General features: G+C 64.3%; 20 protein-coding genes. 17 read left to right on the top strand and 3 right to left on the bottom strand.

All coding sequences use genetic code 11. The features are described from left to right. Nucleotides 1-108: 108 nt before the first annotated feature. From leuS to F6X37_RS00700, 5 genes are all read left to right on the top strand, one after another. Complete coding sequence (gene leuS / locus F6X37_RS00720; protein WP_187609973.1) at nucleotides 109-2700, top strand: leucine--tRNA ligase; 2592 nt, start codon at nucleotides 109-111, stop codon at nucleotides 2698-2700. Nucleotides 2701-2788: 88 nt separating this feature from the next. After that, nucleotides 2789-3340: an LPS assembly lipoprotein LptE gene (gene lptE / locus F6X37_RS00715; RefSeq protein ID WP_176078962.1), complete on the top strand. Its 552-nt coding sequence runs from the start codon at nucleotides 2789-2791 to the stop codon at nucleotides 3338-3340. A 54-nt stretch (nucleotides 3341-3394) separates the two neighbouring features. Continuing rightward, on the top strand, nucleotides 3395-4522 hold the full coding sequence (gene holA, locus F6X37_RS00710) for a DNA polymerase III subunit delta (protein ID WP_187609972.1): 1128 nt from the start codon (nucleotides 3395-3397) through the stop codon (nucleotides 4520-4522). A 265-nt stretch (nucleotides 4523-4787) separates the two neighbouring features. After that, nucleotides 4788-6059, top strand: a complete 1272-nt coding sequence (locus F6X37_RS00705; protein ID WP_187609971.1) for a glutamate-5-semialdehyde dehydrogenase — start codon at nucleotides 4788-4790, stop codon at nucleotides 6057-6059. Nucleotides 6060-6108: 49 nt separating this feature from the next. After that, a complete protein-coding gene (locus F6X37_RS00700) occupies nucleotides 6109-6525 on the top strand; it encodes a CopD family protein (protein WP_090801840.1) in 417 nt (138 codons plus the stop codon). Between the two features lie 112 nt (nucleotides 6526-6637). Here the strand turns inward: F6X37_RS00700 and F6X37_RS00695 are convergent, their stop codons facing one another. Then, the gene (locus tag F6X37_RS00695) at nucleotides 6638-7483 is read right to left on the bottom strand and encodes a MurR/RpiR family transcriptional regulator (RefSeq protein ID WP_187609970.1); all 846 of its coding nucleotides are present in this window, start codon (nucleotides 7481-7483) and stop codon (nucleotides 6638-6640) included. Between the two features lie 298 nt (nucleotides 7484-7781). On the opposite strand from F6X37_RS00695, the gene edd reads away from it, so the two are divergent. The 4 genes from edd to F6X37_RS00675 all read left to right on the top strand — a co-directional run bounded on the left by edd (nucleotide 7782) and on the right by F6X37_RS00675 (nucleotide 12558). Next, entirely contained in the window at nucleotides 7782-9749 is a 1968-nt protein-coding gene (gene edd, locus F6X37_RS00690; protein ID WP_187609969.1) for a phosphogluconate dehydratase, read from the top strand. Between the two features lie 2 nt (nucleotides 9750-9751). Further along, complete coding sequence (gene eda / locus F6X37_RS00685; protein WP_090801837.1) at nucleotides 9752-10393, top strand: bifunctional 4-hydroxy-2-oxoglutarate aldolase/2-dehydro-3-deoxy-phosphogluconate aldolase; 642 nt, start codon at nucleotides 9752-9754, stop codon at nucleotides 10391-10393. Between the two features lie 256 nt (nucleotides 10394-10649). Then, the gene (locus tag F6X37_RS00680) at nucleotides 10650-12053 is read left to right on the top strand and encodes a gluconate:H+ symporter (RefSeq protein ID WP_090801835.1); all 1404 of its coding nucleotides are present in this window, start codon (nucleotides 10650-10652) and stop codon (nucleotides 12051-12053) included. Nucleotides 12054-12063: 10 nt separating this feature from the next. Next, nucleotides 12064-12558, top strand: coding sequence for a gluconokinase (locus F6X37_RS00675; protein ID WP_090801834.1), 495 nt, complete (start codon nucleotides 12064-12066; stop codon nucleotides 12556-12558). A gap of 99 nt (nucleotides 12559-12657) precedes the next feature. Here the strand turns inward: F6X37_RS00675 and purB are convergent, their stop codons facing one another. Continuing rightward, nucleotides 12658-14046, bottom strand: coding sequence for an adenylosuccinate lyase (purB, locus tag F6X37_RS00670; protein WP_187609968.1), 1389 nt, complete (start codon nucleotides 14044-14046; stop codon nucleotides 12658-12660). A gap of 164 nt (nucleotides 14047-14210) precedes the next feature. On the opposite strand from purB, the gene F6X37_RS00665 reads away from it, so the two are divergent. The 6 genes from F6X37_RS00665 to F6X37_RS00640 all read left to right on the top strand — a co-directional run bounded on the left by F6X37_RS00665 (nucleotide 14211) and on the right by F6X37_RS00640 (nucleotide 20059). After that, complete coding sequence (locus tag F6X37_RS00665) at nucleotides 14211-15167, top strand: LysR family transcriptional regulator (RefSeq protein ID WP_018421792.1); 957 nt, start codon at nucleotides 14211-14213, stop codon at nucleotides 15165-15167. A gap of 162 nt (nucleotides 15168-15329) precedes the next feature. Then, nucleotides 15330-16652: a Glu/Leu/Phe/Val family dehydrogenase gene (locus F6X37_RS00660; RefSeq protein ID WP_187609967.1), complete on the top strand. Its 1323-nt coding sequence runs from the start codon at nucleotides 15330-15332 to the stop codon at nucleotides 16650-16652. 284 nt (nucleotides 16653-16936) lie between these two features. Beyond that, complete coding sequence (locus F6X37_RS00655) at nucleotides 16937-17830, top strand: glutamate/aspartate ABC transporter substrate-binding protein (protein ID WP_090801828.1); 894 nt, start codon at nucleotides 16937-16939, stop codon at nucleotides 17828-17830. A gap of 89 nt (nucleotides 17831-17919) precedes the next feature. After that, nucleotides 17920-18660, top strand: coding sequence for an amino acid ABC transporter permease (locus F6X37_RS00650; protein ID WP_090801827.1), 741 nt, complete (start codon nucleotides 17920-17922; stop codon nucleotides 18658-18660). Continuing rightward, nucleotides 18660-19337: a glutamate/aspartate ABC transporter permease GltK gene (gene gltK / locus F6X37_RS00645; RefSeq protein WP_018421788.1), complete on the top strand. Its 678-nt coding sequence runs from the start codon at nucleotides 18660-18662 to the stop codon at nucleotides 19335-19337. Before F6X37_RS00650 ends, gltK begins: the two co-directional genes overlap by 1 nt. Next, a complete protein-coding gene (locus F6X37_RS00640; RefSeq protein ID WP_090801826.1) occupies nucleotides 19334-20059 on the top strand; it encodes an amino acid ABC transporter ATP-binding protein in 726 nt (241 codons plus the stop codon). Before gltK ends, F6X37_RS00640 begins: the two co-directional genes overlap by 4 nt. Before the next feature lie 100 nt (nucleotides 20060-20159). On the opposite strand, the gene F6X37_RS00635 is transcribed toward F6X37_RS00640, so the two are convergent. Next, entirely contained in the window at nucleotides 20160-21119 is a 960-nt protein-coding gene (locus tag F6X37_RS00635) for a class II glutamine amidotransferase (protein ID WP_187609966.1), read from the bottom strand. 163 nt (nucleotides 21120-21282) lie between these two features. Between F6X37_RS00635 and pyrC the strand changes: the two genes are divergently transcribed. Continuing rightward, entirely contained in the window at nucleotides 21283-22344 is a 1062-nt protein-coding gene (pyrC, locus tag F6X37_RS00630; protein WP_187609965.1) for a dihydroorotase, read from the top strand. Nucleotides 22345-22355: 11 nt separating this feature from the next. After that, nucleotides 22356-23285 (top strand): DUF3025 domain-containing protein, encoded by a 930-nt coding sequence (locus F6X37_RS00625; RefSeq protein WP_187609964.1) that lies wholly within the window; start codon nucleotides 22356-22358, stop codon nucleotides 23283-23285. The last annotated feature ends 2 nt before the right edge of the window (nucleotides 23286-23287 follow it).

Genomic DNA, 23287 nt, shown 5'->3' with positions numbered 1-23287 from the left:
CGAACGGTATAATCAGCCCTTTCCCCGCCGAAGGGGAAACGACGCAACGACATTCTGCAGAGCACCGGGCCGGTGCGAAAGCACCGAACCTGGCGATCCCATCACACCATGCACGAAAAATACGTTCCCTCCGACGTCGAAGCCGCCGCGCAAGGGCAATGGCGCGCCATCGACGCCTACAAGACGACGGAAACCACCGACAAGCCCAAGTTCTACTGCGTCTCGATGCTGCCGTATCCGTCGGGCAAGCTGCATATGGGGCACGTGCGCAACTACACGATCAACGACGTGATGTACCGCTATCTGCGGATGAACGGCTACAACGTGCTGATGCCGATGGGTTGGGATGCCTTCGGCATGCCGGCGGAGAACGCCGCGATGGCCAACAACGTGCCGCCCGCGCAGTGGACCTACGACAACATCGCTTACATGAAGAAGCAGATGCAGTCGATGGGCCTCGCGATCGACTGGTCGCGCGAAGTCGCGACCTGCAGCCCTGACTACTACAAGTGGAACCAGTGGCTGTTCCTGAAGATGCTCGAAAAGGGCATCGCGTACAAGAAAACCGGCACCGTGAACTGGGACCCGGTCGACCAGACCGTGCTCGCGAACGAGCAGGTGATCGACGGGCGCGGCTGGCGCTCGGGCGCGCTCGTCGAAAAGCGCGAAATCCCGATGTACTACATGCGCATCACGCAGTACGCGGATGAACTGCTGAACGATCTCGAAGGCCTCGGCTGGCCCGAGCGCGTGAAGATCATGCAGCAGAACTGGATCGGCAAGAGCTTCGGCGTGAACTTCGGCTTCCCGTATGAAATCGACGGCGAACAGAAGCTGCTGCGCGTGTTCACGACGCGCGCCGACACGATCATGGGCGTCACGTTCTGCGCGATCGCCGCCGAGCATCCGCTCGCCACGCGTCTCGCGCAAGACAAGCCGGAACTGCAGCCGTTCATCGACGAATGCAAGCGCGGTGGCGTCGCCGAAGCCGACGTCGCGACGATGGAAAAGAAAGGCATGGCCACCGGCTTCTACGTCACGCATCCGCTGACGCAGGCGAAGGTCGAGGTGTGGATCGGCAACTACGTGCTGATGACTTACGGCGAAGGCGCGGTGATGGGCGTGCCGGCGCACGACGAGCGCGACTTCGCGTTCGTGAAGAAGTACGGGCTGCCGGTCAGGCAGGTCGTCGCGGTCGAGGGCAAGGAATTCTCGACCGAAGCGTGGGCGGAGTGGTACGGCGAGAAGACCGGCACGCTGGTGAACAGCGGCAAGTACGACGGCCTCGCCTACGACGAAGCCGTAGACCGCATCGCCGCCGATCTCAAGGAACTGGGCCTCGGCGACAAGCAGATCACGTGGCGTCTGCGTGACTGGGGCGTCTCGCGCCAGCGTTACTGGGGCACGCCGATCCCGATCATCCACTGCCCGAAGTGCGGCGACGTGCCGGTGCCGGAAAAAGACCTGCCGGTCGTGCTGCCGGAAGACCTGGTGCCGGACGGCACGGGCAATCCGCTCGCGAAGTCCGAAGCGTTCCTGAACTGCACGTGCCCGAACTGCGGCGGCGCGGCAAAGCGCGAAACCGACACGATGGACACCTTCGTCGATTCGTCGTGGTACTTCTACCGCTACGCGTCGCCGGATGCGAAGACGATGGTCGACGAGCGCACCGACTACTGGGCGCCGATGGATCAATACATCGGCGGTATCGAACACGCGATCCTGCACCTGCTGTACTCGCGTTTCTGGGCGAAGGTGATGCGCGACCTCGGTCTCGTGAAGTTCGGCGAACCGGCGAAGAACCTGCTCACGCAGGGCATGGTGCTCAACGAAACCTATTACCGCGAAAACGAAGCGGGCAAGAAGACCTGGTACAACCCGGCGGAAGTGACCGTGTCGTTCGACGACAAGGGCCGCCCGGTCGGCGCGGTGCTGAACGCTGACGGCCAGCCGGTCGTGCTCGGCGGCGTCGAGAAGATGTCGAAGTCGAAGAACAACGGCGTCGACCCGCAGATGCTGATCGATCAGCACGGCGCGGACACCGCGCGTCTGTTCGTGATGTTCGCGGCGCCGCCCGAGCAGCAGCTCGAGTGGTCGGGTTCGGGCGTCGAAGGCGCGAGCCGCTTCCTGCGTCGCGTGTGGAACTTCGGCTATTCGAACGAAGCCGCGCTGCGCGCGGGCGGCCAGTTGGACGCCGCACGATTCAACGACACCGACAAGGCGCTGCGTCGTGAGATCTATAGCGTGCTGAAGCAGGCCGATTTCGACTATCAGCGTCTTCAGTACAACACGGTGGTATCGGCCGCGATGAAGATGCTCAACGCGCTCGACGGCGCGAAGGGCGCGCAGACCGCCGTGCTGCGTGAAACCTACGGTGTGATGCTGCGCGTGCTGTACCCGGTCGTGCCGCACCTGACGTTCCAGCTGTGGCAGGAGCTCGGCTATGCCGACGAATTCGGCCCACTGCTCGACGCGCCGTGGCCGAAGGTCGACGAGAAGGCGCTCGAACAGGCCGAGATCGAACTCGTGCTGCAGGTGAACGGTAAGGTGCGCGGCGCGATCACGGTCGCGAAGGACGCGTCTCGCGAAGCGATCGAGCAGCTCTCGGCCGAGCACGCAATGGTCGTGAAGTTCAGCGAAGGCAAGGCGCCTAAGAAGATCATCGTGGTGCCGGGCCGCCTCGTGAACGTGGTCGTTTGACGTTCCAGGCCCTCATCCGGCAGACGGAGCGCCGCCCGCCCGGCGGCGTTCCTCGGCACCGCGAATCCACTGCGAACCGGGAGCGAATGTGACTCGCAGATCGTTTTTGACGCTCGCTTGCAGCGTAATGATGTTGTCGGCCTGCGGCTTCCAGTTGCGCGGCCAGCAGGACTTCGCGTTCAAGCGCCTCTATGTGGCGGGCGGCTCGCCCGCGGCCATGGCGCGCTTCACGCGCATCGTGCAGGGCGGCAGCGACACCGTGGTGGTCAGCTCGCCCGCCAATGCCGATGCGCTGCTGCAGATCACGCAGAACCGCAACGTCAGCACGCTGACGCTGAATTCGCTGGGCGTCGTCGCCGAGTATCAGCTGAATCTGCAGATGACCTACACGCTGACCGGCAAGGACGGCACCGTGTTGATTCCGGGCAGCGTGATCGCGCTGAACCGCGCGATGACCTATAGCGACCAGTTCTCGCAGGCGAAGGCCGCCGAGTCCGACATCCTGTTCGCCGACATGGAAAACGACGCGGTCGATCAGCTCGTCCGCCGTCTCGGCGTGGTGCGCTCGCTGCATCCGACGCCGGCCGAGGCCGTGCCGGCCATCGTGCCGCGCGCACCGCTGCCGCCGCCGCCGCTGTGAGCATCGCGCCGTTCGTGATTCGTCGAATCTCATTCATCCCGTCAACCGCCAGCCATGCAACTGCGACCTGACGCGCTCGAAGCGCATCTCGCCCGCGGCCTCGCCGGACTGTACGTCGTATACGGCGACGAGCATCTGCTCGCGCAGGAAGCGTGCGATCGCATCCGCGCGGCGGCGCGCGCGGCCGGCTTCACCGACCGCTCGGTGTTCACGGTCGAGCGCGGTTTCGACTGGAGCTCGCTGCTCGGCGCGAGCCAGTCGATGTCGCTGTTCGGCGACCGTCAACTGGTCGAGTTGCGCATTCCGTCGGGCAAACCCGGTAAGGAAGGCGCCGATGCGCTGAAGGTGCTCGCATCCACCGTCAACGACGACGTGCTGACGATGATTACGCTGCCGCGCCTCGATGCGGCCACGCAAAAGTCGGCATGGTTCACCGCGCTCGCCGACGCCGGCGTCGCGCTGAAGATCGATCCGGTCGAGCGCGCGCAGCTGCCGAACTGGGTCGGGCAGCGGCTCGCGGCCCAGGGTCAGCGCGTCGCAGCCGGCGAGGAGGGGCGGCGTGCGCTCGCGTTCATCGCCGAGCGCGTCGAGGGCAATCTGCTCGCCGCGCATCAGGAAATCCAGAAGCTCGGGCTGCTGTATCCGAACGGCTCGCTGAGCTTCGATCAGGTTCAGGACGCGGTGCTCAACGTCGCGCGCTACGACGTGTTCAAGCTCAACGAGGCGATGCTCGCGGGCGACGTCGGCCGTCTCGCGCGCATGCTCGACGGGCTGCGCGGTGAAGGCGAGGCCGCGGTGCTCGTGCTGTGGGCGGTCGTCGAAGAAGTGCGCACGCTGCTGCGGATCAAGCGCGGCGTCGCGGCCGGCAAGCCGCTCGCGATGCTCACGCGCGAGAACCGCGTGTGGGGTCCGCGCGAACGGCTGATCGGACCTGCGCTGTCGCGCGTCAGCGAAGCGGCGCTCGAGAAGGCACTCGCGCTGGCGGCGCGGCTCGACCGGCAGGTGAAGGGGCTGTCGGGCGGCACGCCGGGTAATCATCGCAACGATCCGCCGCCCGATCCGTGGGACGGCCTGTTCGAACTCGCGATGACGGTGGCGGCGCCGAAACCGTCGGCAGCTTCGCCAGTGCCGCCGTCGCGACCTCGGGTGCCGACTGCGGCGCCGGCGCGGCGGCCAGTCTGAAGCGGCACGGCTGATTCGCGCGAGCGTCGAAGCAGTGGCTGACGCGAGCAATCGTGTACCAACTGCCAGTCGTTCCACACATACAGACCAGCGTGTTTCGCGTGCCACGCGCCGAACGAAACGCATCGGCGAACCTGCGACAGCACAGTGCACCCGCACGCCCGCGTGCGAGCAAAGCCCCGGTACCCGACTTACAATCGTTTGATCTTTCGCTAATCCTGCCCGACCACCGCATGCCAACGTGCGGGGCATCACGAGAATGACCATGGATATCGACCAGTACATGACCGACCTCGGGCAACGCGCCCGTCAGGCTTCGCGTGCGATGGCGCGGGCGTCGACCGCCGCGAAGAATGCGGCGCTTGCGGCCGTTGCCGAGGCGATCGAGCGCGATGCCGATCTGCTGAAGGCCGCCAACGCGCGCGACCTCGAACGCGCCCGCGGCAAGGGCCACGATGCCGCGTTCATCGACCGGTTGACGCTGTCCGACAAGGCGCTGAAAACGATGGTCGAAGGCCTGCGCCAGGTCGCCGCGCTGGCCGACCCGATCGGCGAGATCAGCAATCTGAAGTACCGGCCGAGCGGCATCCAGGTCGGCCAGATGCGTGTGCCGCTCGGGGTGATCGGCATCATCTACGAATCGCGCCCGAACGTGACGATCGACGCGGCGGCGCTGTGCCTGAAGTCCGGCAACGCGACCATTTTGCGCGGCGGCTCGGAAGCGCTCGAATGCAATACCGCGCTCGCGAAGCTGATCGGCGAGGGCCTCGAAGCGGCCGGTCTGCCGCAGGACGCGGTGCAGGTGGTCGCGACGTCGGACCGCGCGGCGGTCGGCAAGCTCATCACGATGACCGAGTACGTCGATGTGATCGTGCCGCGCGGCGGCAAGAGCCTGATCGAGCGTTTGATGAACGAAGCGCGCGTGCCGATGATCAAGCACCTCGACGGCATCTGCCATGTCTATGTCGACGATCGCGCGGACCTGGCGAAGGCGCTCAACGTCTGCGACAACGCGAAGACGCACCGCTACGGCACCTGCAACACGATGGAGACGCTGCTGGTCGCGCGCGGCATTGCGGCCGAAGTGCTGCCGCCGCTGGGCAAGCTGTATCGCGGCAAGGATGTCGAGCTGCGCGTCGATGCGGCGGCGCGCGCGGTGCTGGCCGATGCGGGCGTCGGTCCGCTCGTCGACGCGACCGAGGAAGACTGGCGCACCGAATATCTCGCGCCGGTGCTCGCGATCAAGGTGGTCGACGGCATCGACGCGGCGATCGAGCACATCAACACGTATAGCTCCCAGCACACCGACGCGATCGTCACCGAAGACCACGACCGCGCGATGCGCTTCCTGCGCGAAGTCGATTCGGCGAGCGTGATGGTCAACGCGTCGACGCGTTTCGCGGACGGCTTCGAGTTCGGCCTCGGCGCCGAGATCGGCATTTCGAACGACAAGCTGCACGCGCGCGGCCCGGTCGGCCTCGAAGGGCTGACGTCGCTGAAATACGTCGTGCTGGGTCATGGCGAAGGCCGTCAATAAAGCACGAGTCGAAGCGCCACAACAACAAGGACCACAAGGACCCCCGCCGATGCTTTGGGTAAAGACGTTTCACATCGTATTGATTGCCTCCTGGTTTGCCGGCCTGTTCTATCTGCCGCGCATCTTCGTCAATCTGGCGATGGAAACGGAACCCGCCGCGACGGCGCGTCTTCTGCTGATGGCGCGCAAGCTGTTCCGCTTCATGAGCTTCATTGCCGTGCCCGCGATCGCGTGCGGCCTGTGGTTGTGGCTCGTGATCGGCATCGGCAGCGGGCAGGGCTGGATTCACGCGAAGGTCGGCGTGGTCGTGCTCCTCGTCATCTATCACGCGTATTGCGGCGTGCTGTTGCGCAGGTTCGAGCGCGGCGAGAATCGCCACTCGGACAAGTGGTATCGGATGTTCAACGAGCTGCCGGTGCTCGGTATGCTCGCGGCGGTCGCGCTGGTAGTGATCAAGCCGTTCTGAGCGGCTGACGGCGTTAAGCAGGGCGCTGGAATAGACCAAAGGGCGGTATGCCGGCTGAATGGCACACCGCCCTTTTGCGTTACCCCGTCGTTCCGCGTTACATCGCAGCGGATCACCCCTGCGAATCCACCCGCCGCCGGTGGATCACTTCCTTCGTTTGCGCGAGCTTCTCCAGCAGTTCGGGCCCGCGGCTCAGCGCGACGCCGACCGCCAGAATGTCGCCGATCGCCAGATGCGACACGCGCGAGGTCATCGGGGAGAAGATGTCGGTGTCTTCGTCGACGTTCGCAAAGAGGCCCACGGTTGCGAGCCGCGCGAGCGGCGAGTTGCCGTGCGTGATCGCGATCACCTTCGCGCCCGCGTGCAGCGCGGCCTTCGCGGCATCGATGATGTCGCGCGTGCGGCCCGTATTGGAAATCGCGACGACCACGTCCCCAGGTCCGAGCAGCGCGGCCGACATCAGAAACGTATGCGGGTCCGAATACGCGACGCTCGGCATGCCGAGCCGAAAGAACTTGTGCTGCACGTCGAGCGCGGCGATGCCTGAGCCGCCCGCCCCGTAGAACTCGATGCGCTTCGCTTGCGCGAGCATGTCGATCGCCGCGGCGACGCTATCCGACGACAGATTGTTGCGCACCTGAATCAGCGCGCCGATCGTTCGGTCGAGCACCTTCGCGGCGACGCCCGGCGTCGGCTCGTCGGGCCGCACGTCGCGATAGACGGCGGGCACTTCGCTGGCGATGCCCTGCGCGAGACGGATCTTGAATTCGCGAAAGCCGGAGAAACCGAGCGCGTGGCAGAAGCGCGCGATCGTCGGCTGACTCACGCCCGCGCGCGCGGCGACCTCGGTCATCGACAGATCGAGCACCTCGCGCGGCGCCTCGATCACGTAATCGGCCAGCTTGCGCTCGGACGGGCGCAGCTGGTCGCGCATCTCTTCCACCTGGGACAGCATCATCGGAAAACTCGCACTATGCTGAAGAACGTGTGGACTATATCCGATTGGTCGTTGGCGCACAAAAGATGGGTACAAAAACTACATATCGGCGAGTAAGTGTATTCCCTGGGTTTCTCCTGTAAAGCGCTAAGGCGCCGCCAGTAGGGCGACTTGACGATCCGCGCCATGCGGCGCCGCAACAGAGTTCGTCATTGCGATCATGTAGTTTTTCTACTAAGATGACGTCGTTCGATATCACAACCCCGCGATACCGCCAGGTGTCATGCGTGCGCCTGCCGCCAGCGACGAAGGAGCTCCGATGGTTTCCCCGCATTCGCAATTGTTGAAGGTCACGCAACGCGTGATCGAGCGCAGCAAGCCCACGCGCGAAGCGTATCTGGCCCGCATCGAGCATGCGCAGGGGCGCTTTCCGGCGCGCGGCGCGTTGTCGTGCGCGAACCTCGCTCACGGTTTCGCCGGCCTCGAGGGCAACGACAAGCTCGTGATCAAGCAGATTCGCGAGCCGAATATCGGCATCGTGTCGTCGTACAACGAGATGCTGTCGGCGCACGCGCCGTACAAAAACTACCCGGACATCATCAAGCAGGCCGCGCGCGAAAACGGCGGCGTCGCGCAATTCGCGGGCGGCGTGCCGGCGATGTGCGACGGCGTCACGCAGGGCAACGCGGGCATGGAGCTGTCGCTGTTCTCGCGCGAAGTGATCGCGATGAGCACGGCCGTCGCGCTCACCCACAACATGTTCGACGCGGCGCTGTGCCTCGGCATCTGCGACAAGATCGTGCCGGGCCTGCTGATCGGCGCGCTGCAGTTCGGCCATTTGCCGACCATCTTCGTGCCGGCCGGCCCGATGGCAAGCGGCTTGTCGAACGACGACAAAGCCAGGACGCGTCAGCAGTTCGCGACCGGCCAGTGCGGCCGCGACGCGCTGCTCGAAGCGGAAGCGGCCGCCTATCACAGCCACGGCACCTGCACGTTCTACGGCACCGCGAACAGTAACCAGATGCTGATGGAAGTGATGGGCCTGCATCTGCCGGGCTCGGCCTTCGTGCATCCGCACACGCCGCTGCGCGACGCGCTGACCGCGCAGGCCGCGCGCCGCGTGCTCGATCTGACGGTCGAGCGCGGCCACTACATGCCGATCGGCCATGTGGTCGACGAGAAGGCGATCGTCAACGGCATCGTCGCGCTGCTGGCGACCGGCGGTTCGACCAATCACACGCTGCACCTCGTCGCAATCGCGCGCGCGGCCGGCATCGTGATCGACTGGGACGACTTCGACACGCTGTCGCAGGCGGTACCGCTGCTTGCGAAGATCTATCCGAACGGCAAGGCCGACGTGAACCACTTCCACGCGGCGGGCGGCGTCGCGTTCCTCGTGCGCAATCTGCTCGAAGGCGGTCTGCTGCATGAAGACGTGAACACGGTCGCGGGCAAGGGCCTGAAGCGCTACACCGAGGAGCCGAAGCTGCTCGACGGCAAGCTGCAATGGGTGGCAGGTGTCGAGGCGAGCGCGGACACAGCGGTGCTGCGCGGCATCAAGGAGCCGTTCCAGCCGGACGGCGGCCTGCGTCTGATGCAGGGCAAGCTCGGCCGCGGCGTAATCAAGATTTCGGCGGTCGCGGCGCAGCATCGCATGGTGAAGGCGCCGGCAATCGTGTTCGATTCGCAGGAAGCGGTGCAGGAAGCGTTCGACAAGGGCGAGCTCAAGCGCGACTTCATCGCGGTGGTGCGCTTCCAGGGCGCACGCGCCAACGGCATGCCCGAGTTGCATCGTTTGACGCCGCTGCTCGGTGTGCTGCAGGATCAGGGTTTCCATGTCGCGCTGGTGACCGATGGCCGTATGTCGGGCGCGTCGGGCAAGGTGCCGGCGGTCATCCATCTGTCGCCGGAAGCGTTGCTGCAAGGCCCGATCGGCAAAGTGCGCACGGGCGACATGCTGGTGATCGACGCCGAAGCGGGCGTGCTCGACATCGAGATCGACGCAGCCGAGTGGGCCGCGCGTCCGAACGCCGAGCCGCTGCATCAGGCGGACAACGAAGTCGGCTTCGGCCGCGAGCTGTTCGGCGTGTTCCGTGCGGCGGCGGCGCCGGCGGAGCAGGGCGCGTCGGTGTTCGGCAAGCTGGTCGGCGAGGGCGGCACGGTCGATGGCCAGCACGGCCACGGCAGCCATCACAAGCACGGCCACGACGGTGACCATCAATCCAGCGACCACCATCACACGAGCACCGCGCAAGCCGGCGCGGCGCTGCAGAAACAAGGAGTCTGACTATGACGTCGAAAACAGTAAGCGATATCGTGCGCCTCGGCCCGGTGATTCCGGTGCTCGCGTTCGACACGGTCGAACAGGGCGAACACGTGTCGCGCGCGTTGCACGCGGGCGGCGTGAAGGTGCTCGAAATCACGCTGCGCACGCCGGCGGGCCTCGGCGCGATCGAGCGTGCGTGCGAACTCGCGGACGACATCGTGGTCGGTGTCGGCACGATCACGAAGCCCGAGCATTGCGCCCAGGCGAAGAAGGCGGGCGCGCAGTTCGGCGTGTCGCCGGGTCTGACCAAGGACATGCACAAGGCCGCGCAGGATGTGGGTCTGCCGCTGTTGCCCGGCGTGATGACGCCGTCGGACATCATCCTCGCGCTCGAGCTCGGCTACGAGATCGTCAAGTTCTTCCCCGCACAGCAGGCGGGCGGCGTGCCGATGCTGCAGGCGTTCCACGGCCCGTTCCCGGCGCTGAAGTTCTGCCCGACCGGCGGCATCACGCCGGAAAGCGCGCCGCACTTCCTGTCGCTGCCGAACGTGGTCTGTGTCGGCGGTTCGTGGCTCACGCCGAAGGCCGCGCTCGCCGCGCAGAACTGGGACGAGCTCACGCGCCTCGCGCGCGCCGCGAGCCAACTGGCGGCACCCGCGCACTAAGCTCCACAACCCAATAGCGCATCGGTCAACTGAACCGGGCCCAGGAGTCTCGTCGATACAGCCGCATCAGGCTGTCGCGCCGAGACTCTTTTTTTACCTGATATGCGTGCTGGATTTGCGCGCGCTTTCTGGAAACAAACAGTAGAATTCAGCGTCCGCGCGGCTAGCCGGGTTTTCAGGCATCGCGCAGGTTGCCGTGAGACGAAGTGCCGGCCGCATCCGCACTCTGAAGTCAATAAACCAAAGGAGGGGCTTCATGGAATCTGCCCACGGCAGCTTGCTGCTGGTCTACGCATTGATCGCGATCGCGCTGCTGATCTTGCTGATCACGCGCTTCAAGGTCTATCCGTTTCTCGTTCTGATCATCGTGTCGTTGCTGCTGGGCCTCGTGGCCGGCATGCCGATGCAGACCATCGTCAAATCGTTCGAAACGGGGAACGGCAACACGCTCGGGCACATTGCCGTCGTCGTCGGTCTCGGTACGATGCTCGGCAAGATGATGGCCGAATCGGGCGGCGCCGAGCGCATCGCGACCACGCTGATCAACTGGTTCGGTGAGAAACACATTCACTGGGCGATGATGGTGGTCGCGATCATCGTCGGCTTGCCGGTGTTCTTCGAAGTCGGCTTCGTGCTGCTGATTCCGATCGCGTTCAACGTCGCCAAGCGCACCAACAAATCACTGCTGCTGGTCGGCCTGCCGATGGTCGCGGGTCTGTCCGTCGTGCACGGGCTGATTCCGCCGCACCCGGCCGCACTGCTCGCCGTGCAGGCGTATCACGCGGACATCGGCAAGACGATCGCCTACGGTCTGATCGTCGGCGTGCCGTGCGCGATCGTCGCCGGTCCGCTGTTCGCGTTGCTGGTGAGCCGTCATGTCCAGTTGCCGAAGGAAAATCCGCTTGCCGCGCAATTTCTGGGCAGCGACGTGAAGGACGCCAACGGCGTGCAAAGTGGTAACGCCGCGAAGACCGCTGCACCGAAGCGCGAACTGCCGGGCTTCGGCATCACGCTGGTCACGATCCTGTTGCCGGTGGTCCTGATGCTGGTCGGCAGCTGGGCCGACCTGGTTTTCGAGCCGAAGACGCTGCCGAACGATCTGCTGCGCTTCTTCGGCAACACCGACGTCGCGCTGCTGACGGCCGTGCTGGTCAGCTTCTGGACCTTCGGCGCGAGCCGCGGCTTTAACCGCGAGCAGATTCAGAAGTTCTGCGGAGAATGTCTCGCGCCGATCGCGGGTATTACACTGATCGTCGGTGCGGGCGGCGGTTTTGGCCGCGTACTGATGGATAGCGGCATTTCGAAGGAAATCACCAGCGTGGCGACCGCGGTGCATCTGTCGCCGCTGCTGTTCGGCTGGCTCGTCGCGGCGATGATGCGTCTCGCGACCGGCTCGGCCACCGTCGCGATGACGACCGCCTGCGGCATCGTCGCGCCGATCGCGGCTGCAGGCGCGGTGCAGGTGAAGCCGGAACTGATGGTGCTCGCGACCGGCTCGGGCTCGCTGATCTTCTCGCACGTGAACGACGGCGGCTTCTGGCTGATCAAGGAATATTTCGGCATGACGGTGGTGCAGACCTTCAAGACGTGGTCGCTCCTCGAAACCATCATTTCGGTGATGGGGCTGGGCCTGACCTTCGCACTCGCGGCGGTCCTGTAAGGAGTTTCAAATGATTCTGATCGCAATGGGCGTGTCGGGCGCCGGCAAGACGAGGATTGGCGAAATGCTGGCCGAGCGCCTGCATTGCGCGTTCACCGACGGCGACGCGTTCCATAGCGCGGCGAACAAGGAGAAGATGCACCACGGCATTCCGCTCACCGACGAAGACCGCTGGCCGTGGCTGAAGACGATCCGCGCGGCGATCGAGGAAAAGCAGAAAGCGGGCGAGACGGCGGTGTTCACGTGTTCGTCGCTGAAGCGCTCGTATCGCGACATTCTGCGTGCCGGCGACAAGGACGTGTGCTTCGTCTACCTGAAGGGTTCGCGCGAGGTGCTCGCGGAGCGTCTCGGGGATCGCACCGGGCATTTCTTCGATCCGTCGCTGCTGCAAAGCCAGCTCGATACGCTCGAGGAGCCCGGTGACGACGAAGCGATCACGGTCAGCATCGATCTGACGCCGGAACAGATCGTCGACGAGGTGCTCAGGCAGGTCGAAGCGCGCTGAGTCGTTGATTGCTTCGCGTTCCAGCTTCGAACGCGGGACGAAAAAAAAGCCGCTCCCCGGAGCGGCTTTTTTATGCATTGAAGAAGCTGGGCCAGCCGATCAGCCGATCCGCTTCGCCAGTTCGACGGCCCGGCCGATGTACGAGCCGGGCGTCATCGCGAGCAGGCGGTCCTTCGCGTCCTGCGCAATCGCCAGGCCGCCAATGAAGCTCTGCAGCGCCTCGCGCGTGATGCCCTTGCCGCGCGTGAGTTCCTTCAGCTGCTCGTACGGGTTCTCGATGCCGTAACGGCGCATCACGGTCTGCACCGGCTCGGCGAGCACTTCCCAGCAGTTGTCGAGGTCTTCGTTCAGACGCTGCGCATTCACTTCGAGCTTGTCGAGGCCGCGGATCAGCGAGTCGTACGCGAGCAGCGAGTAGCCGAACGCGACGCCGATGTTGCGCAGCACCGTCGAGTCGGTCAGGTCGCGCTGCCAGCGCGACACCGGCAGCTTGTCGGCGAGGTGACGCAACGTGGCGTTCGCGAGGCCGAGGTTGCCTTCCGAGTTTTCGAAGTCGATCGGGTTGACCTTGTGCGGCATCGTCGACGAACCGATTTCGCCGGCCTTCGTGCGCTGCTTGAAGTAGCCGAGCGAGATGTAGCCCCACACGTCGCGGTCCAGATCCAGCAGGATCGTGTTCGCGCGCGAGATCGCGTCGAACAGCTCGGCCATGTAGTCGTGCGGCTCGATCTGGATCGTGTACGGATTGAACGCGAGCTTCAGACGGTTCTCGACGACGTCCTTCGAGAATGCTTCCCAGTCGAACTCCGGATACGCGGACAGGTGCGCGTTGAAGTTGCCGACCGCGCCGTTCATCTTGCCGAGCAGTTCGACCTTCGCGATCCGCTCGATCGCACGCGCGAGCCGCGCGGCGACGTTGGCGATTTCCTTGCCGAGCGTGGTCGGGCTGGCCGGCTGGCCGTGCGTGCGCGACAGCATCGGCTGGGCGGCGTGCGCGTGCGCGAGCGCAACGAGGCGTTGATGCACCGAGCGCAGCGCCGGCAGGATCACGTGTTCGCGCGCGCCGGCGAGCATCAGGCCGTGCGACGTGTTGTTGATGTCTTCCGACGTGCACGCGAAGTGGATGAACTCGCTCGCGCGCTCCAGTTCTTCATGGCCCTTCACCGATTCCTTCAGCCAGTATTCGACGGCCTTCACGTCGTGGTTCGTCACGCGCTCGATTTCCTTGATGCGCGCGGCGTCGTGCGCGGTGAAGCGCTCGGCCAGTTGCAGCAGGAATTGCTCGGACGCCTCGGAGAAGCGCGGCACTTCAGCGAAGCCGGCGCGCGACAGCGCGATCAGCCAGTGGATTTCGACCGTCACGCGATTGCGCATGAAGGCGGCTTCCGAGAGCCAGTCGCGCAGGGCCTCGGTTTTGGCGGCGTAGCGGCCGTCGAGCGGGGAAAGCGCGTTCAGCGCGAACAGGGTGTCGGGGCGGGTGTCGGACATGATGAGGACCGGGTTGAAGCGGTTGAGCGCTCAGCGAGCGGGTCGGGAACGGAGGGAACCGTGGATTTTACCACTGTGACGCGATGGGCCCGCCCGGATGCGTCGGTCGCAATCCGCGCCGCTAGAATGCAGACTTCTTCCCTCTCGACGGCAAGCGCAATCGCATGGAACTGAAATGGCTCGAAGACTTCATTTCGCTCGCGGAAACGCGTAGCTTCAGCCGCTCGGCCGAGTTGCGCCACGTCACGCAGCCGGCTTTCTCGCGCCGCATCCAGGCGCTCGAGGCGTGGCTCGGCACGGAACTGATCGACCGTTCTGTTTATCCGACGCGGCTCACGGCGGCCGGACAGGTGTTCAACGAGCAGGCGCTCGCGATGCTGTCGCAATTCCACGAGGCGCGCGCGCTGCTGCGCGGCCACACGGCGACGCCCCAGGCGACGATCGAATTCGCGGTCCCCCACACGCTGTCGCTCACTTACTTCCCGCGCTGGCTGCAGCGCATCGAGGCGCAGATGGGCCCGATCCACACGCGGCTGCGCGCGCTGAACGTGCACGACGCGGCGCTCTCGCTGGTGGAAGGCGGCTGCGATCTGATGATGGGCTACCACCATCCGAGCCATCCGGTCGCGCTCGATCCGGCGCGCTACGACATGCTGACGCTCGGCCACGAGCCGATCAGCCCGTTCTCGGCGCCGGCCCGCGCGGGGCGGCCGCGTCACACGCTGCCAGGCTCGGCCGATGCGCCCGCGCCGTATCTGTCGTACACGCCGAACGCGTACCTCGGGCGCATGACCGAGGTGATTCTCGCGAACGCGCCGGAGCGCCTGTACCTCGACCGGCTCTACGAAACCGACATGGCCGAGGGGCTCAAGGCGATGGCGCTCGCTGGTCACGGCATCGCGTTTCTGCCGCATAGCGCGGTCGAAGATGCGGTGGCCGAAGGCCGGCTGATCCGCCTCGATCGCGCGACGCGCGGCACGCCCGAAGGGCAACTGACGCTCAGCATGGAGATTCGCCTGTATCGCGACAAGCTCGCCGCGAAAAGCGACGACGCGCGCCAGATTCTCGTGCGCCAGTTGTGGGACGTGGTGTCGGAGGAACTCCGGCAGAGCGCCGCCTGAGCCGCGGCATAAAACTCAAACTCGAACCCGCGTCGCGACGACGCGAATTTGCGGCTTTGCGAACGTTATGCAAGAAAAACATAACGGGATAAGGAAACGGCATTGGATTTCGATACGGCGTTTTTCCACAATGCCCGTACTCGATCAAACGCCGGAGCGTTCATGTCATCCCAGCAACAAGCCGCAGAATCGGTACAAGCCGCCTCAACGTTGCAAGCCGTTCCCTCCTACCTCAATAAGGAAGACCTCGGCCCTTGGGGCAACTATCTGCGCCAGGTCGACCGCGTCGCGCCGTATCTCGGTTCGCTGTCCCGCTGGCTCGAAACCCTGAAACGCCCGAAGCGCATTCTCGTCGTCGACGTGCCCATCGAACTCGACAACGGCACGGTCGCGCACTTCGAGGGTTATCGCGTGCAACACAACGTGTCGCGCGGTCCGGGCAAGGGCGGCGTGCGTTATCACCAGGACGTTACGCTATCCGAAGTGATGGCGCTGTCCGCGTGGATGTCGGTGAAGAACGCGGCGGTGAACGTGCCGTACGGCGGCGCGAAGGGCGGCATCCGCGTCGATCCGCGCACGCTGTCGCGTGGCGAGCTCGAGCGCGTGACGCGCCGCTATACGAGCGAGATCGGCATCATCATCGGACCGAATACCGACATCCCCGCGCCGGACGTGAACACGAACGAGCAGATCATGGCGTGGATGATGGACACGTACTCGATGAATCAGGGCCAGACGGCCACCGGCGTCGTGACTGGCAAGCCGATCACGCTCGGCGGCTCGCTCGGCCGTCGCGAGGCGACCGGCCGCGGCGTGTTCGTGGTGGGCTGCGAAGCGGCTCGCCGCATCGGCTTCGACATCGAAGGCGCGCGTATCGCGGTGCAGGGCTTCGGCAACGTCGGCGGCATCGCCGCGCGTCTATTCCAGGAGGCGGGCGCGAAGGTCGTCGCGGTGCAGGACCACACCGGCTCGGTGTACAAGTCCACCGGCATCGACGCGGTCGCGCTGCTCGACTACGTCGCGAAGACGGGCGGCGTCGGCGGTTTCCCCGAAGCCGATGCGATCACCGGTGATGAGTTCTGGACCGTCGAGTCGGACATCCTGATTCCGGCGGCGCTGGAAAATCAGATCACCGAAAAAAACGCCGGCAAGATCAACACCAGGATCATCGTCGAGGGCGCGAACGGCCCGACCACCACGGCGGCGGACGACATCCTGCACGATCGCGGCATCCTCGTGATTCCGGACGTGGTCGCGAATGCTGGCGGTGTGACAGTGTCATATTTCGAATGGGTCCAGGACTTCTCGAGCTTCTTCTGGACCGAGGACGAGATCAACGAGCGCCTCGAGCGCGTGATGCGCGAAGCGTTCGCGGCGGTGTGGCAGGTGTCGAGCGAGCAGAACGTGTCGGTGCGCACGGCTGCGTTCATCGTCGCGTGTAAGCGGATTTTGCAGGCGCGCGAGATGCGCGGCTTGTATCCCTGATTGACCGTGTCCTATCTTGTTTGAAACGGCGGTGACGCGGCCCGGTATCCGGGCCGGGAGGCGCACACCGCCGAAACTTCGTGCATCAACGCGGTCCACAAGACGGCGTGTTTGACCGGCGGGCGGCATCCTATCGATGCCGCCCGCCTTCTCATATGCACGAAACGGCCGTGCCACGGCGCCGCGAGCCCATCGCGGCGTGCGCGCAACAGAATGGTTAATAGCGATACTTTCAGAAAAATTACTTTGTTACACTGGCGCCGGTTCTTGCCAAGGAGATCAGGATGAAGATTAAAAAAGCTGCGCTGCTGCTCGCGACTCTCGGACTGTTTACGGTTGGCGCGCATGCGCAAGACTCGGGCACGCTGAAAAAGATCAAGGATACGGGCGTCATTTCGCTGGGCCATCGCGAATCGTCGATCCCGTTCTCCTATTACGACGAAAAGCAGAACGTGATCGGCTACTCGCAGGATTACGCGATGAAGATCGTCGAGGCCGTCAAGCAGAAGCTGAACATGCCGAACCTGAAGGTGAAGCTCGTGCCGGTCACGTCGCAGAACCGCATTCCGCTCGTGCAGAACGGCACGGTCGACATCGAGTGCGGCTCCACCACGAATAACCTCGAGCGTCAGCAACAGGCCGCCTTCACGAACACGATCTTCGTGATCGGCACGCGCCTGATGACCAAGAAAGATTCCGGCATCAAGGACTTCCCGGACCTGAAGGGCAAGACGGTCGTCACGACCGCCGGCACCACGTCCGAGCGCCTGCTTCGCAAGATGAACCAGGACAAGAACATGGGCATGAACATCATCAGCGCGAAGGATCACGGCGAATCGTTCCTGACGCTGTCGACGGGCCGTGCCGCCGCGTTCATGATGGACGACGCGCTGCTCGCCGGCGAGCGCGCGAAGTCGAGCAACCCGGGCGATTTCGTGATCGTCGGCACGCCGCAATCGCGGGAGGCGTACGGCTGCATGCTGCGCAAGAACGACCCCGACTTCAAGAAGGTCGCCGACGACGCCATCGCGAAGGTGCAAACGTCGGGCGAAGGCGAACAGATCTACAAGCGCTGGTTCGAATCGCCGATCCCGCCGAAGGGCCTGAACCTGAACTTCCCGATGAGCGACGATATGCGTGCGCTGTTCAAGAATCCGAACGACAAGGCAATCGACTAAACTAGCTGCTTTTTCGACACTTTCAAAACGCTGAAAGGAACGGAAGGGGCCGCGCGCTTCTTCCGTTTCTTTTTGCCGGAGTCTTGGTCATGTCATATCACTGGAACTGGGGCATTCTGCTGAGTCCCGTCTCCACGGGCGAGCCGACCACCTACCTGGGCTGGCTGCTCTCGGGGCTGTGGGTGACGGTCACCGTGTCGCTGTCGGCATGGGTGATCGCGCTGATCGTCGGCTCGCTCTTCGGTGTGCTGCGCACGGTGCCCAACAAATGGGCGTCGGGCGTCGGCACCGTCTACGTTGCGATTTTCCGTAACATTCCGCTGATCGTGCAGTTCTTCATCTGGTATCTGGTGATACCGGAGCTGCTGCCCGTGTCGATCGGCAACTGGTTCAAGCAATTGCCGCCGGGCGCGCAGTTCTTCTCATCGTCGATCGTGTGTCTGGGCCTCTTCACCGCCGCGCGCGTGTGCGAGCAGGTGCGCTCGGGCATCAACGCGTTGCCGCGCGGCCAGCGCGCGGCCGGTCTCGCGGTGGGCTTCACGCAGTGGCAGACGTATCGCTATGTGCTGCTGCCGGTCGCGTACCGCATCATCGTGCCGCCGCTCACCTCCGAGTTTCTGAACATCTTCAAGAACTCCGCGGTTGCCTCGACGATCGGTCTGCTCGATCTGTCCGCGCAGGCGCGCCAGCTCGTCGACTACACGTCGCAAACGTACGAGTCGTTCATCGCGGTCACGGTCGCATACATGCTGATCAATCTGATCGTGATGCAACTGATGCGCTGGGTCGAAGTGAAGGCCCGGCTGCCCGGCTATATCGGAGGAAAGTGATGCATCATTTCGACTGGAGCGGTATTCCGGGCGCGCTGCCTACGCTATGGACCGGCGCGATCATCACGTTCAAGATCACGCTGATCGCGATCGTATTCGGCATCATCTGGGGCACCATTCTCGCGATGTTTCGACTGTCGCCGATCAAGCCGCTCGGATGGTTCGCACAGGCTTACGTGACGCTCTTCCGTTCGATCCCGCTCGTGATGGTGCTGCTGTGGTTCTTCCTGATCGTGCCGCAGGTGCTGCAAAGCGTGCTCGGTCTGTCGGCCGACATCGACATCCGGCTCGCCTCGGCGATGGTCGCGTTCTCGCTGTTCGAGGCCGCGTATTATTCGGAGATCATCCGCGCCGGCATTCAGGCGGTGCCGCGTGGTCAGGTCAACGCGTCGTTCGCGCTCGGCATGACCTATGGGCAGGCGATGCGCCTGATCGTGCTGCCGCAGGCGTTCCGCGCAATGGTGCCGCTGCTGCTCACGCAGGGTATCGTGCTGTTTCAGGATACGTCGCTCGTCTACGTGATCAGCCTCGCCGACTTCTTCCGCACGGCTACGAATATTGGCGATCGTGACGGCACGAACGTCGAGATGGTACTGTTCGCGGGCGCGTGTTATTTCGTGATCTGCGTGATCGCGTCGAGCCTCGTCAAAGGTCTTCAGAAAAAGGTCGCAAGATGATCTCTATCAAGAATGTTTCGAAGTGGTACGGCCATTTCCAGGTGCTGACCGACTGCACGACGGAAGTCAAAAAGGGCGAAGTGGTCGTGGTGTGCGGGCCGTCCGGTTCGGGCAAGTCCACGCTGATCAAGACCGTCAACGGACTCGAGCCGTTCCAGAAGGGCGAGATCGTCATCAACGGCCAGTCGCTGACCGACAAGAAAACCAATCTGTCGAAGCTGCGCTCGAAGGTCGGCATGGTGTTCCAGCACTTCGAACTGTTTCCGCATCTGTCGATCGTGCAGAACCTGACGCTCGCGCAGGTCAAGGTGCTCGGCCGCTCGAACGACGAGGCGACCGCGAAGGCCCTGAAGCTGCTCGATCGCGTCGGTCTGCGCGCACATGCGGACAAGTATCCGGGGCAGCTGTCCGGTGGTCAGCAGCAGCGCGTGGCGATTGCGCGTGCGCTCTCCATGGACCCGATCGCGATGCTGTTCGACGAGCCGACCTCGGCGCTCGATCCGGAGATGATCAACGAAGTGCTCGACGTGATGGTCGAACTCGCGCAGGAAGGCATGACCATGATGTGCGTGACGCACGAAATGGGCTTCGCGAAGAAGGTCGCGCATCGCGTGATTTTCATGGACAAGGGTTTGATCGTCGAAGACGACCGCAAGGAAGACTTCTTCGCGAATCCGAAGTCGGATCGCGCGAAGGATTTTCTCGCGAAGATTCTGCACTGAGGGTGGGTGCGCAGGCCTCGTTTCGGGGCTCGCGCGGGACGAAAAAAAGCCGCTCCGTGGAGCGGCTTTTTGTTTCGCAGGCGTAAGGTGACGCGGCGGCTTACGACTCGAACGCTGCCGTGTCATCGGCGGCTTCGAGATCGGTTTCGCTGTCGGGTGAAAGCGTGGTTGCGCTCGTGCCCACCGCGTGCGCGCCGTTCGACGCCGCGATCGTCGTGGCCGACGCCGATGCGTCGAGCGCCGGATTGCGCAGCTTTTCGAGCACCGACTCCGGCACCGGGATATTGGCGCGGCCGATCACGTCGCCATGCTGGAACATCAGCAGATCGCCGGGCTTGAACGCGGTCCACACTTCGTTGTCGGTCAGCGGCTTGGTCGCGATGACTGCGACGCGGTCTTCGGGTGTCGTGTATTTGGCGAAATCGATCGACACGTCCGCGTCGACCAGATGCGCGGTCGAAAACGGCCAGCGACGCACGACGTAATGCAGATGCGTCGAGCAATGCGCGAACAGGGCCTGGCCGTTAGACATCAGGAAATTGAACACGCCGTACTGCGTGATTTCACGCGTGAGCGTCTCGAGCGCGGCGAACAGCTCGTGAAGCGGCGGCTGCTGCGCGCCCGGAAAAGCCTTACGCAAACCTTCCAGCAGCGCGCAGAACGAGAGTTCGCTGTCGGTCGTGCCGACCGGCTGATACACGCCGTTCAGTTCCGGCGCGTAAGCCTGCAGATCGCCGTTATGCGCGAAGATCCAGTGACGCCCCCACAGTTCGCGCATGAACGGGTGGCAGTTTTCGAGCAGGATGTGCCCTTGCGTCGCCTTGCGGATGTGCGCGATCGTGTTTTTCGATTTGATCGGGTAGCGCTTGACCATCTCGGCGATCGGCGACGTGGCCGACGATTGATGATCGATGAACAAGCGGCACGCCTTGTCTTCAAAGAAAGCGATGCCCCAGCCGTCGGCGTGGTGATCGGTGACGCCGCCACGCGCCGCAAAGCCGGTAAAGGAAAACGTGACGTCCGTCGGCGCGGCGCAGTTCATTCCGAGAAGTTGGCACATGTTGCAGGTGAGCCTGTGAACGGAGTGAGCCGTTACAATGATGATTTCCCAAGCATATCACCGAGCCGGAGACGCCAAATAGCAAAATTGACATGTGTTTGGGCCGCTACAACGCGGTTTGACCGGTCGATCAGCGAGGCGCGCGAAGTCTCGTATTCCTGCCATGACTGCTTCCAACGTTTCCCCCGATTCCGTCACACTGGTCCGCCCGGACGACTGGCATCTGCACGTGCGCGACGGCGCGATGCTCGCGGCCGTGCTGCCTGACACCGCGCGCCAGTTCGGTCGCGCGATCATCATGCCGAACCTGAAGCCGCCGGTCACGACGACCGCGATGGCGGAGGCATATCGCGAGCGCGTCATCGCCGCGATTCCCGAGGGCGCGAAATTCGAGCCGCTGATGACGCTGTACCTGACCGACAACACGCCGCCCGACGAGATCCGCCGCGCGCGCGAGAGCGGCTTCGTGCACGGCGTGAAGCTGTACCCGGCGGGCGCGACGACGAACTCCGACGCGGGCGTCACCGATCTGATGAAGTGCGCGAAGACGCTGGAAGTGATGCAGGAAGTCGGCATGCCGCTGCTCGTGCATGGCGAGGTGACCGATTCGGACATCGATCTGTTCGATCGCGAAAAGGTCTTCATCGATCGCGTGATGATGCCGCTGCGCCGCGCATTTCCGGCGCTGAAAGTCGTGTTCGAGCACATCACGACGAAGGACGCGGCCGACTACGTCTGCGAAGCGGGCGTCGCGCCGCAACTGCTTGGTGCTACGATCACCGCGCACCATCTGCTGTACAACCGCAACGCGATTTTCCAGGGCGGCATCCGTCCGCATTACTACTGCCTGCCGGTGCTCAAACGCGAGACGCATCGCGTCGCGCTGGTCGAGGCGGCGAGCTCGGGCGATCCGCGCTTCTTCCTCGGCACCGACAGCGCGCCGCATCCGAAGGGGCTGAAGGAACACGCGTGCGGTTGCGCAGGCTGCTACACCGCGCTGCACGCGCTCGAGCTCTATACCGAAGCATTCGACAAGGCCGGCGCGCTCGACAAGCTCGAAGGCTTCGCGAGCTTCCATGGTCCGGACTTCTACCGTCTGCCGCGCAATACGGAGAAGGTCACGCTGCGTCGCGAGGAATGGACGCTGCCGGCCGAGCTGCCGGCCGGCGATACGCCGGTCGTGCCGCTGCGAGGCGGGGAGTCGATTGGCTGGCGTCTCGTTTGAGGCTGCGGTAGATGCGGGAGCGTGAGGCGGGGCAGCGAGCTGCCAATATTGATAAGGCGGCGAAAGCGGGCTCCGCGGTAGCGCATGAAGCCGCGGCGACCAAAGCTGCGCGCGGCATGGCACCCGAGCCTCTGCCACCGTGCTTCGCCGCAATCGACTGGTCGAAGCCGTGGTTCGCGCAATTCGCCACACGCGGTCAGCGTTGGCAGCAAGCCGCGCTGACCGGCTACGCGGACCTTCTCGCCGCGATGAACGCCGACGCCGCCCAGATGCAACAGACCACCGGCCGTGGCCAGCCGCTTGCGTTCATCGCGCAGGACGACCTGCCACCGGGTGCCGCGTACGAGGGGCATATAGCGTCGACCGGTTGCGTGCCGACGCGCCACAATCTGCACGACTTCTTCAACGGTTCGATGTGGTTCGCGTTTCCGCGCATCAAGGCGGCGCTGAACGCGCGCCAGTCGGCGGAACTCGACGTGCTCGGCGTCGGCCCGACGCGTGGCGGTGTGCGCGACATGCTGACCCTCTTCGACGAAAACGCGCTGCTGTTCGCTTGCGCCGATTCTTCGCTGAACGCCGCGCTACGCGGCTTCGAGTGGCAGACGCTGTTTGTCGCGTGGCGCGATGCGTGGGGGCGGCGCTGCGAAGTGCGGTGCTTCGGCCATGCGCTGCTCGAAAAGCTGATCGCGCCGTTCAAGGGCTGCACCGGCCATGCATGGATCGTCGACGTTCCGGCAGAGTATTTCGAATGGGACACCCCGACGCGGGACGCATGGCTCGATGAAGCCGTCAGCGCGGCGCTGCTCGGCCCCGACGCTTTGACGAGCCGCATTTTCGCGCCGCTGCCGGTGCTCGGCATTCCGGGCTGGTGGCCCGAGAACGAATCGCCGGCGTTCTACGACGACACGTCCGTGTTCCGCACGGGGCGGCGCAAGCGCTAGGC

Origin of the sequence: Paraburkholderia sp. 31.1 (assembly GCF_014397645.1) — a bacterium.
GTDB classification, from domain to species: domain Bacteria; phylum Pseudomonadota; class Gammaproteobacteria; order Burkholderiales; family Burkholderiaceae; genus Paraburkholderia; species Paraburkholderia tuberum.
The sequence above is the reverse complement of the archived record's forward strand: the minus strand, read 5'-3'. Positions and strand labels throughout refer to the sequence as shown.